Raw genomic sequence first — 12,608 nt, forward strand, 5'->3', positions numbered from 1 at the left:
TGTAAATGACTCATTTTATTGTTTTACTGATCTTTAATAGGTGTTTTTAAAAAATCAACAAAATTACTTTCCTCTAAATGAGAATTCGTAAGTATTTATGTGTGTTTACATTTTTGCTGTTGCAATTTTTCTCTCCCAGATATTTTTTTGCTCAAAAGGCACCCTCTTTTCATTTTTATACTATTACTACTCAGGATGGATTGTCCAGTAACCTGATTAATGATATTACACAGGATTCTTTAGGTTATATATGGATCGCTACCAATGATGGATTGAACAGATATGATGGGAATAACTTCAAGGTTTTTAAAAGCGGAAATCCATATTACCATATTTCTAATAACTACGTTCAGAATATTAAGATTGTAGGGAACAAACTATACGCTGGTACAGATGGTGGATTAAATGTGTATGATATAAAATATGAGTCTTTAAACGTCTTGAATACGAAGTACTCTGATATTCTGGGAAACAGCATAAGTGCACTTCATAAAAGGCCTGATTCTAATATTTTAGATGTTGGAATATACCGTGGCGGGCTGCAACAGGTAGACTTAGGCCATAATGCTTTTAGCACAGATCCTTCCATAAATCAATATTTGTCTTCTAAAGAAATATCCTCCATCCTTCAACGAAATAACCACTTATTTGTGGGAACTTTTGATGATGGATTAAATGAAATTGATTTAAACACGAATACCTTAAAAACAGATTACCTAAAATTAGGAGCGATAAATGCCATGTATCTTGACCGTAAGGATAATATTTGGATTGGCACCAGAAGCGGTATCGTAATTATTAGAAAAGACAACACTATCCATAAAATAGAGAAAGCAATTGATCCTGAAATTGGATTGAGTGATAACGATGTTCTATGTTTTCAGGAAGACCATAATGGCTATATGTGGGTTGGTACGCGTAACGGAGGGATTAATCTTATAAAAATAAATGAGTTACAGAACGGTAGACCATTAAGTGTACAATGGTATTTGCCTTCAGAAGGTTCTGAAAGTATAAACAACCGTACGGTATCTGTTCTTTATCTGGATAAAGAGCAAAATATGTGGGTAGGCACTCCAACAGGAATCAGCTTCACCAAGACCGTTGGAGAAATAGTAGGGATTCGTAAGCATAAGAATAACACTGAACAAAGTCTTAGCCATAATAGAATTGGAGCGGTTGCCAGTTCTAAAAATGGATATATCTGGGTTGGAACTGATGGAGGAGGACTGGATTATTACGATCCTGAAAATGAGATTTATAAGCATTACGCGCAAAATGATACCGAAAACAGCTTAAGTAGTAATTATATTCTTTCGTTGCTTGAAGATTCGAAAGGGCGATTATGGGTGGGTACTTATCGTGAAGGTTTAAACGGTCTTTATAAAGGGAAATTTGAGCATTATCTACAGGGAGCTCCTTCTGAAGGGAGTGATGTGCGAGTAATTTTTGAGGATCGAAATAAACAAATATGGGTAGGTACCAATCGAGGCGGGTTATTTAAATACAATGAGGATGCCAGGTCTTTTGAAAATGTAGCAGCTTTAGAAAAACTGGATATTCGTGATATTGACGAGGATTTAGAAGGTAATTTATGGATGGCTACTTATGGATCTGGACTGAAGAAGTATGATCCTAAAAATCAACTGGTCACAACTTATGCTACAGATGAAGGTCTGGACTTTCCCAGTGATATTGTTTTTAGTGTCTTGTGTACCGCAGAAAATAAAGTATATGCCGGGACAAGGTATGAGGGACTGGTGCATTTAAATACCGCAACAAACACGTTTGAACGGATCTCTGAAATAGATGGATTAAGCAACAATTCTATAGTAGGGATGATAGAAGAGGATAACCGGTATATCTGGTTAAGTACCTTTAATGGAATAAACCGGTATAATAGGGAAAGTAAAGAGGTGATGAATATATCTTCATTAACCAATTTACAAAATGGAGAGTTTAATATAGGGGCTATCACGAAAAGTAGTAAGGGCGTAATTTATATTGGAGGGAATAACGGATTAAATTTTTTCCATCCTTCAGATATACTAAAAGAGGATGCCCAGGCTTCTATTTATTTTGAAAACTTAAAAATCTTAAATGAAAAAGTAAGTGTTCGGCAAGAGAAGAATACGATTCTGGATAAGTCCCTTTTTTTTAAGAAAAATATCAATCTGGATTACAATGAAAATTCTTTTTCGATAGATTTTCACAGTTTAAATTTTCCTTTTGTAAAGAATACAGAACTGGTCTATAAATTAAAAGGCTACAGTGATATTTGGATAGCTGCAAATGGAGCCGGCACGGCCAATTTTACAAAAGTCCCGCCGGGGAAATACCAGCTTTTGGTAAAAAGTAAATCGGGTTTAAAAGATATCAAGACAGCGCAGTTAGGAATTACTATTGCTCCGCCATTTTGGAGTACCTGGCCCGCTTATGTACTGTATTTGCTTTTTTCGGTTTTATTATTGTATCTAATATCCCGATATTATAGTGAACGTCTTAAATTAAGAAATTCTATTGCTTTTGAAAAAAAACGGTATCAGCTGGAACATCAGTTAAATGAAGAACGTTTACGCTTTTTTACGGGATTTTCACATGAGCTTAAAACACCACTGACTTTAATTTTAGCACCGATAGATAATTTACTGGAAAAGATCAAACAAAAAGATGCTCGCGAAGATCTAAAATTCATTAAGCGTAATGCTAAAAGCCTGCAACAGGCCATTAATAAATTATTGGAGTTCAGAAAGTCTGAAGAAGGACTTAGTGAACTTCATTGCGGCACCTATAATATTAAAGATGAAATAAAACGCTGGCTAACTAACTTTCAGCCATTAGCGAAAGAGAAAAAAGTACATTTAAAATTAGAGTACAGCATTGCTGAAAGGCATTTATATTGCGATATCGAGAAATTTGGGGTGATTGTAAACAATATATTATCCAATGCGGTCAAATATTCTGAAGTGAACACTGAAGTTAAACTAAAGTTGTTTTGCGAAAATGAGGAGCTAAAAATAAGAGTAAGCAATCAGGGAGAAGGAATTAGTCCGCAGGAAATCAATCATATTTTCGAATGGTATTATCGTGCCAGGGAACATCGTCAAAAAAAGGGTACGGGTATTGGACTGGCCTTATCTAAAAGTTTTGCCGAGCTTCACGAAGGTACGATTACGGTTACCAGTATTCCCGGTAAAAACACCATTTTCACCCTTTGTATTCCGAAGAAATTTCTGGTAGCGGATAAAGAGATTATAGAAAAACCAACAGAAAATTTACCAGAAGTTCGCAAAGAGGAACTTCATGAAGCTTTAAATTCGAAACATCAAAAAAGTCTTGGCACAGCGATCAATAGAGATATTATGCTGGTTATCGATGATAATCCTGAAATTAGACTTTTTCTTGAAAATATCTTTAAAGAGGAATACGATTTGCTTTTTGCCGGGGATGGAAGTGAAGGAGTGTCTAAAGCAATAAAGTATATTCCAGATATTATTATTTCAGACGTTATGATGCCGGTAAAAAATGGTTTAGACCTTTGTCTGGAACTAAAAGAAAATATAGAAACCAGTCATATCCCCGTAATATTGCTCACGGCTAAGGAAAACACAGAAAGTATTAGTTCTGGCTATAAAGGCGGAGCCGATCTTTATATCACCAAACCCTTTAAACCAAAAGTATTGCGTGCGCAGGTGACCAGTCTGCTTAAAAATCGACAAAAATTACGTTCCTATTTTTCCTATTCTCAAAACCTTAATATAGAGAATGAAAAGGAAGTCAATTCTAATCTTATCAATTTTGAAAAGCAATTTTTGCAAAATATTGAAGACATCGTTTTAAATCCCGATCATGTTAAGAAAGTAAATACCACGTTTCTCGCCAAGGAACTTGGGATGAGCCGAACTCCGCTTTATAGAAAGGTTAAAGCTCTTACGGGGTTTAATATTAATGAATTGATAAGGGATATTCGGTTAAAAAAAGCAGCAGATTTGATTTACCGGGAAAACTATTCGGTTACCGAGGCTTCTTTTGCCGTTGGTTTTAGCAGTATTAAGTATTTTAGGAAGATCTTTAAAGAGAAATACGGTAGTAACCCTTCTGAATATAAATCTGAAGTATAATTTTTTTGGAAGGCTTAAAGCTTAGGTTATAGTTGATTTTTCAAAAATATCAGTATATAATTGGCCAAAATGAATCGTATATTTATTCGTGCTTTTTTAGGCATTTTGGTCAATCAGAGAATTTTCATGAAAAATTATTGATTATCCGTAATTTATAATAATTCGTTTTTTCGTCATTCCGGACTTGATCCGGAATCTCATACTGTAGTAAAGAACAAGCTATTGTTATGAGACCCTGAATAAAGCCCGCCTGCCGGACGGGCAGGTTCAGGGTGACAACACTTCATTATGATTTATTGCGGACATTCAAAAAATTTATGTCGAAATATATCTAAAAATGGAAACTTCGGCACAAAATCTTTCACAAAGATCTTAATCGATCTAAACGATATGTTTAGTTCAAACTGAAGCTATTTTCAATGCTTAGTGTTATTTAGCCGGTCTCTCGTTTCCATTAAAGCATAGCCCAGTAGATTTAGTCCATTCCAAAAATATGGGATTTTAGCATTCTCATCGTTTTGAGCAAGCCCTATTCCCCAAATGCTATCAACAGGACTAGCTTCCACCAAAACACGGTCGTTTGTATTTTTTAAAAATCTTGACAATTCTTTATTTTGATTAAACTTGTGAAAATTACCTCTTACTACAATTTCAAAACGATTTTCCTCCCAAATTCTTTGATTAAAATTTCTGACTTTTCTTCCAAGTTCTTTTACTTTACCAGGTTTAGCACTATTTATTATTTGCTCATAAATTTGTTTATCCTCGAATAGCAGAGCTTTTTCAGCCATCATATAATGTTCAGCTGTATGATATTTAATTCCATTAACTTCAAATTTAGATTCGTACCATTGACTTAAACAAGATTTCGATATCTGCTCAGATTTCTGGTGTCCCCAAAACAAGAGAAATTTAAGGTTCTCACCTGCTTCAAGTCTTTCAATTATTTTTTCATTGCTGTATTTCATTCAAGATTAAGGGTAATGGCTTTGATTATGGATGTTTTCTGACAAGATTGCATTATCCTCCACGACATTAAATTTACCTAAAGAACATCGAATATATTTAGCAGCAATGGTTCCTAGTGTTGAAGGGCACATTATCAATTATGTTGTGAAATAGAAATATTCTTTACCACTGGACTTATAATCTCTATTCCCGTTTTTTTCAAATTGTCTTTGATTAATTTTAATATCTCTAAAGTCTGCCCATAGGTGAAGGTCTCGTTTAATTTCTCTTGTAAATTTTCCGTTATACTTTAAATATATCTCATAATTATAAGATTCTAATAAATCAAGAATTCCTAAATCGTTATTTTCATACTTTCTTTTTGTGAAAAGCTTATCCAATTCCAATTTATCATCAAAAAACTCAATTATCCTTTTATCCAAAACTGACTTTTCAAGTTTATCTCTTTTTTCAATTAAATCAATAGTTTCAGGTCTAAAACTATCTTTTATTTTTGGAATAATATGATTATCTGGTTTACATATTATTGTAAATAAAGGTGCGAGAGGTGAATCGTTTATCGATACAATTTGAATTTTGATAAGAAAAATGTTTATTTTTTCTTTTGTGTTTTTATTGAACCAATTAATTGTAAACTCATGCTCCGCTCTTATATCTTTTACTATCCAAATTATTGTATTAGAATTAAAAAGAGTTGCATAAGTTAATAATTTGCCCAAATGAGAAAAATCAGTCTCTTCTAATTGATTTTCTATTATAATTCTTTCGTCGTTTTTTTTATTTTTTGCTAGTATATCAACTCTTAATCTCGAATTTTCTGTTGCTTCCCTTTTTATAAATTCTAATTCAATACCAATTGATTCTGAAAGCAAATTCAAATTCTCCTCTTTGGAAAGCCAAAATGAGAAATCATTCATTTCATTTTTCCAATACTCTCTAATATTGTGATATTTTAAACGTGACAATGGTTTCATTTCAATATAATGTTCGATAATTGCAGTTATCGCCATCTAGGGAATTAAAGTACAATGAATTGTCGTTTTAACCATAATTAATCCAGTAGTTAGTATATTTTGGTTGCGATTATAATTCCGGTGGACCAGTTCATTTTTGTAAGATTAAAATCTTTTCGGGTCTCTAAATATTCAATGAATTGATCTACAATTTCCTGATGTCCATCTGGCCAATTTGGTTGAGCCAGCATATCATCAATAATATAAAAACCACCAGGTTTTATCAAGTCAAGAGTTTCATCGATTTCACTATATTTTCCCGGCCAGGCATCAGCAAAAATTAAGTCAAACGCTTTTCCAGAATAGTTTTTTATCCACTCAGTTCCGTCTATGTTTAGTATTTCCACTCTTTTATCCTGTTCAAAATAACTTTTAGCGATGGCCACTAGTTTTGGATCATTATCAATACTTGTAATTTTAGATTCAGCATCCATTCCATCGACCATCCAGGAAAGCGAAAGACCAATACCAGTGCCTAATTCCAGAAAATGACCTTTTGGTTTTGAAGAAACCAGGGTTTTCAATAGCGTTCCAACATAGAGGTCAGATGGCATTGTAAATCCAATTTCGTTACTTTTTCTTTCAATTTCAGAATAGATTTTGGGAATGTCTGTAATATTCGAATCTTTCATTTTTTAAGTATTTTAAAATCTTGCCATCTGCCTGATATGTCGCAGATGGATTAAATCTAAGATAGTTAAAAATCTTTTCTATGTGATTTGATTTATTCGATAATCGAGATTAAATACTGCTTTCTTGTACTTATTGGAACCCGGATGATTCAAAAAAAATAGTTTCCTAATAACTGCCTCATAGGCTTGCCTTTAGGTAATTGCGCTGTCTTATAGTTTTAATGAAATCCAATTATTAGCATTTGGGACTAAAATAATACCTGTGCTATAGTGATTTGGAGATAGAAAACGATAATTATTTCATAATAAAATCTTAATTTTCCGTAATTTTGAATTTGCCCTAATTTAATTAACACCCAATCTGAATAATAAAGATTTACATAGTATTGATGAGTCTTACTTTCAAAATCTCTTTCATAAACTATATCCACGTCTATTAAGTTACGCTACAGACATTGTTGCTGATGCTCAAACCGCTGAGGACATTGTGGAGAATACGATGTTTAAACTTTGGCGGGATAGGGATAAGTTTAAAAATGTACTGAACATAAAGTCCTATCTCTATGCAATGGTTAGAAATGATGCCTACCGCATTGCCAATAAAGAGAAAGGTAAAATACTCCTTAATGAAGAGCTTACCGAAGATCACCATGACGATTTTGATGAAAAAATTTTAGAAGAAGAAGTCTATGCGATCCTGATAGAGCAATTAAATCAGCTTCCTGAAGGCTGCAAAGAGATTTTTGAGTTATCGGTAATAGAAGGCTTAAAATATAAGGAAATTGCATCCATTCTTAATATATCTGTCAATACTGTAAAATCTCAACGCGCTCGAGCTATCAAATTATTGAAAGAAAAGCTTAAAAATCATCCTTTTCTGCTTCTTTTGATTGCAATTGATTAGAATAAATCAAAAAAAAAGTTAAAAACCTTCCACCCATTTTAAGTTTTCATACTCCTATAATTGTAAAGAAAGTGTTAAGCTATCTTAAAATTAAAGATTTAAAATGAAGATGAAAGGGTATAAAAAAGAGTTTGAGTTGGCTAAACTCGTTGCCAAAAGCCGCTTAAAAATCATTTCCCAAGAGGAACAAAAAACCTTAGACAGGTTATTGGCTGAAACTGCAAAAGCCCCTAAAACTCTCACCACATTTAACGTTGCTAAATTTAAAGCAAGGCAGCACCTGGCATCTTCTATAGATACGCATACTCCCTATAAAAGGGTCTTAAAACGAATTAAAGCTTACGAGAACCCCAAGAGGTCATTATTTAAAAGATACTATAAATATGCCGCTATTCTAATTATTTCCATCGGGATAGGTTCAGGTATTTTTGAGATCACCAAAACCCAAAATGATCTGCCAGAAAATCCTATTACAGATCTCGCACCCGGCTCTCAAAAAGCTGTCCTTGTTTTGAGTAACGGAACTCAAATACCTCTGGAAAATGAACAAACTGTCCTTATTGAAAAAGACAGTTCTATACTTAATTTAAACAATACCCTCGTGTACTCAGCAGGCAACAATAGTGCTGTTGAGTCGTACAATACCTTATTAGTCCCCAGAGGTGGTGTATATCACTTAAGCCTTGCCGACGGCACACACGTTTGGTTAAATTCTGAGTCTTCGCTGTCATATCCGGTCTCTTTTAATGGGAATACACGTAAGGTGGTGTTAAAAGGAGAGGCCTACTTTGAAGTCGCTAAAAATCCGGAAAAACCATTTCTTGTTAGTACCGCATTTACAGATGTCAAAGTACTGGGAACAAAGTTTAATGTAAGTGCTTATACTGAAGATCCTTATAATGCGGTTACTCTTGCCGAAGGAAAAGTACAACTTTCAGGCCCAGAAGTCTCTTCAGACAATGCTCCGGTGCTTCTTAAACCCGGAGAACAAGCTACTTTTTATAAAGACAACAGCCAGTTTGAAGTAACCAAGGTAAATACCGCGATCGCTTTGGCCTGGAAAGACGGTAAATTCTATTTTGAAAAAGCTCCGCTCGATCAAATCCTTACCCGTATGGCTCGATGGTACGATTTTGATTTTTCATTTAGGGATAGTGCTCTTCATAAAACACGATTTACCGGAGTAATTGATAAAAATAAGACACTTACAGAGTTGCTTGATATCATCAAGCTCACATCAAATATAAACTACAGTTTAACTAAAAAAAATAAAGACCATTATGAATTGAATATTACTAAAGAATAGAATAGAAACCGGAAAATGCGCCAACATTTCCCGGTAATTACGTCTAGTCGTCAAATCCATTTTTTTAACTCACTAAACATTTAAAAGTATGAAAAAAATACTACCTGCTTCGTGTGGGCATAATAAAAATAGCATTTCAGAAAAAATTATGATTGTTATGAGAAAATCCCTTTTCGCATCAATCTTCTTTCTCCACCTATCCATTTTTGCCTTTTCCCAAAAGGTAAGCATAGATGTTGAAAGCAAACCCATTTCAGAAGTACTGAAATTGATTACTCAAAAAACAGGAGTAGATTTCTTCTATAGCAGTGATCTTTTTAATAGTGATAAAATCATCACGATAAAGGAAACTGATATTGATATTGCAGCGCTTCTTCCAAAAATCATCGGGGAAGATTTTAAGTCTGCCTTTGTCGATAAAAAACTCATCACGATTATCCCTAAAATCGATAAGCCATCCACAAAACAACAAAAGTTATACGAGTTGACCGGTGTTGTTACTGATGAATATGGCATTAAAATCACAGGAGCTACGGTTGAAGTTCTTAATAGAAAAAAGTGGGATATTACCAGGGACGGTGGTGCCTATAGGGTTACCGTGTTCCCTACAGATACACTTATGTTTAGCTATCTTGGGTTTAAAAAACTTAAAGTACCGGTTAAGGGCAGGTCTGTCATCAATGTTACCTTGACCGAAGATATTGAGCAGTTAGGGGCAGTTACTGTTAATGCACCAGAATCGAACGGGTACACCAAAATACCTAAAGAACGCGCTACCGGGTCATTTGCATCGGTTTCTTCAGAAGAATTGCAAAAAGTACCTACCATAGATTTAAATGAGCGCTTAGAAGGAAAGATTCCTGGGGTTAATGTAGACCCAACCTCGGGTGCTATAGAAATTAGGGGGACAAATAGCTATGCGCCCACTGCACCGCTTATCGTTATTGACGGTTTTCCCATGTCTTCCGAAGAGTTTTCGTTTACCAAGAGCCGCTCAAATCCGGGATATTCTGTACTCAGCTATATAAACCCCGATGATATTGAAAGTATTACAGTGCTTAAAGATGCGGCTGCGGCTGCGATTTGGGGCTCCCGTGCTGCAAATGGGATAATCGTGATTCAGACCAAAAAAGGAAAAAAATCTGTTCCGGTTGTAAATATGAGTTCCACCATCACCCTTACCGAAAAAATAAGCCTGGATAAACTTAGGGAAATGAACAGTGCTCAATATGTGGATTTTGAGGTAGAAATGCTTGAAAAAGGGTACCTGCTGGAAGATTCTTACCAATGGAAATCCAATCCCAGTGCCTTGCAAACCGCTTACTTTAAACAACAAAACGGCGAATTGTCGCTAGAAGAACGTAATGCGATCTTTGCACAACTGGCTTCACGTGATAATACAAGCCAGATCACCGATTATCTTTTGCAAAATAAGGTGTCTCAGCAATACGACTTTTCGGTATCAGGAGGGGGGACAAACAATACCTATTATGCTTCATTGGGATATAACGAAGACAAAGCCCCTATGAAAAGTAACTCTTCAAACTCTTATAACCTGACTTTAAATAATAGTGTTGATATTAGGGATTTCCTTACATTGGAAACCGGCATCAACTATGTAAAGACCAAGTACAATCTAAACACTACGGCAAATGAAGCCCTGGGTCTCGCCTCTGAATCTTCTTTAAGACCTTATGATTTGATTGTGGATGAGAATGGAAATGCTCTTGATAAATATTTGAAATTTACCCCAGAGGTGATTGACGATTTAACCAGTAAAGGCTATCTGCCCTGGACCTACAATTATCTGGATGAATTAAAGTATAACAATAATACCACTACCGGAAATGCCCTAAGGATTACCGCAAGGCTTACGGCAAAACTGACTGACTGGTTGGAGGTATCTGCTTCAGGAAGGTACAATAAAATAAGGGATGAACTCGTGCAATTAAGCAGGCTCGAGAGTTATTACACCCGCAATTTAATCAATGAAGCTACAAGTTATACAGAAGCTGATGGTTTGGTGTATGGTATCCCTTTTGGAGCTTATCGCTACAGCTCGTATGATGTTACTGAAGATCAGTCCTTAAGGCTTCAGGCCAGCATAAACAAAGTCTTTGATGGTCAACATAATGTAAATTTTGTGGCCGGGTTGGAAACGCGGGAGGAGAAAAACGAAACCGCTGCCCGTTCTATGTATGGTTATGATCTGGACTCTAACCTTGCTCAAGACGTAAATCCAACCCAACCTTATACTACTGTTTATGGGTGGAATACCACTCTTGGAAGTTCTAATAACAGTATAGGCAAATATTTAAATCGTTATGCTTCTTATTATGCTTTAGGTTCTTATTCATTCCAGAATAAGTATCACGTTTCGGGTAGTTTTCGTCTTGATGATTATAACCTTTTGGGCGCTTCAAGCAGAAACAGGATCATGCCTTTATGGTCTACAGGGTTAAAATGGGATGTCTCTAAAGAGGATTTTATTAAAAACACAGACTGGTTAAGCATTTTAAGTGTACGCGCTACTTATGGTAAAACCGGAAGCACGCCTCCGGGAGGTTTGGGCAACACCTATCCAGTAGTCAATATCTATAAAGATAACCTAACCCAATTGCCAAATGCTAACATATCTATACCTGAAAATGCCGAATTAAAGTGGGAAACTACAAAGTCATGGAACTTTGGTCTAGACTATGGCTTTTTTAACGGCAGGGTTTCAGGTAATGTAGATGTGTATTTTAAAAAATCCTATGATATCCTTACCGATCTTCCTTATAACCCTACCTATGGTTTTTCGTTTCTTAAATACAACACAGGTACTCTAAAAGGAAGCGGTATAGATCTTGGAGTAACCGGGGTAATCCTTAATGGCGATCTTAGCTGGTCAAGTACCTTCAATTTTGCGTACAATACCAATAAAGTAACCGATTCCAGATTTAAAGCCACGGCAATCAACCAATATTTTGGGTCTACCCTTATTGTAGACAAACCCCTAACAAGCGTTTATGCATATAAATGGGCAGGACTGGATGAAACCGGACAATCTCAAATTTACAATGCCGCAGGGGATATCATTGATTCTAATCAAAGTTCATTAGATATAAATCCGGAAGATCTGGTTTATATGGGCACCAACCGCGCCCCATACTCGGGTGGTTTCTTTAATAATTTTAGTTACAAAAACTGGTCGTTTAATATTCAAATGACCTATTATATGGGACACGTATTTAGAAATCAGGTGTTGGCAAATTACCCTTCATTCTCTGGTGTGCATTACGGGCCGGTAAGCAGGGAAGCTATTGTTGCAGATCGCTGGCAGAATCCAGGCGACGAGGCCAGGACCAATGTTCCCGGCTTAAGTAACCTAAACTTTAACAGTATCGAAAGGTTTAAAAATTCAACGATAAACGTGTTACCGGCAGATCATATACGCTTGCAGCAAATAGGATTTGGTTATAGCCTTCCAGGCTCCTTATTTGAGAACACTTTTTTCAAATCTTTAAACTTAAACTTTGCAGCGCGTAATCTGGGCATTTTATGGAGGGCAAACGATCAGGATATCGATCCGTTATACCGATCTGTAAATAATTACAGCACCCTTCCTCCAGAGCGTAGTTACACCCTAAGTGTAAGTTTAAGTTTCTAATCATAAAAAAA

Annotated in this window: 7 protein-coding genes; 4 read left to right on the forward strand and 3 right to left on the reverse strand. The window is 35.4% G+C overall.

Translation table 11 applies throughout. The features are described from left to right. Positions 1-77: 77 nt before the first annotated feature. Positions 78-4,121 carry a hybrid sensor histidine kinase/response regulator transcription factor gene (locus L1967_RS06860; RefSeq protein WP_249600987.1) on the forward strand — a complete coding sequence of 1,348 codons (4,044 nt, stop codon included), beginning with the start codon at positions 78-80 and terminating at the stop codon, positions 4,119-4,121. Between the two features lie 416 nt (positions 4,122-4,537). Here L1967_RS06860 and L1967_RS06865 read toward each other — a convergent pair whose 3' ends face one another. From L1967_RS06865 to L1967_RS06875, 3 genes are all read right to left on the reverse strand, one after another. Next, the gene (locus L1967_RS06865) at positions 4,538-5,089 is read right to left on the reverse strand and encodes an NADAR family protein (protein WP_249600988.1); all 552 of its coding nucleotides are present in this window, start codon (positions 5,087-5,089) and stop codon (positions 4,538-4,540) included. A 138-nt stretch (positions 5,090-5,227) separates the two neighbouring features. Further along, positions 5,228-6,100 (reverse strand): hypothetical protein, encoded by an 873-nt coding sequence (locus L1967_RS06870; protein WP_249600989.1) that lies wholly within the window; start codon positions 6,098-6,100, stop codon positions 5,228-5,230. 53 nt (positions 6,101-6,153) lie between these two features. Then, positions 6,154-6,735, reverse strand: coding sequence for an O-methyltransferase (locus L1967_RS06875; RefSeq protein ID WP_249600990.1), 582 nt, complete (start codon positions 6,733-6,735; stop codon positions 6,154-6,156). 385 nt (positions 6,736-7,120) lie between these two features. On the opposite strand from L1967_RS06875, the gene L1967_RS06880 reads away from it, so the two are divergent. The 3 genes from L1967_RS06880 (at position 7,121) to L1967_RS06890 (ending at position 12,597) form a co-directional block, all read left to right on the forward strand. Further along, positions 7,121-7,639, forward strand: coding sequence for an RNA polymerase sigma factor (locus L1967_RS06880; RefSeq protein WP_338063518.1), 519 nt, complete (start codon positions 7,121-7,123; stop codon positions 7,637-7,639). 109 nt (positions 7,640-7,748) lie between these two features. Next, on the forward strand, positions 7,749-8,945 hold the full coding sequence (locus L1967_RS06885; RefSeq protein ID WP_249600991.1) for a FecR family protein: 1,197 nt from the start codon (positions 7,749-7,751) through the stop codon (positions 8,943-8,945). Positions 8,946-9,033: 88 nt separating this feature from the next. Continuing rightward, entirely contained in the window at positions 9,034-12,597 is a 3,564-nt protein-coding gene (locus L1967_RS06890; protein WP_249600992.1) for a SusC/RagA family TonB-linked outer membrane protein, read from the forward strand. The last annotated feature ends 11 nt before the right edge of the window (positions 12,598-12,608 follow it).

This window comes from Zunongwangia pacifica (assembly GCF_023499215.1).
Classification (GTDB): domain Bacteria; phylum Bacteroidota; class Bacteroidia; order Flavobacteriales; family Flavobacteriaceae; genus Zunongwangia; species Zunongwangia pacifica.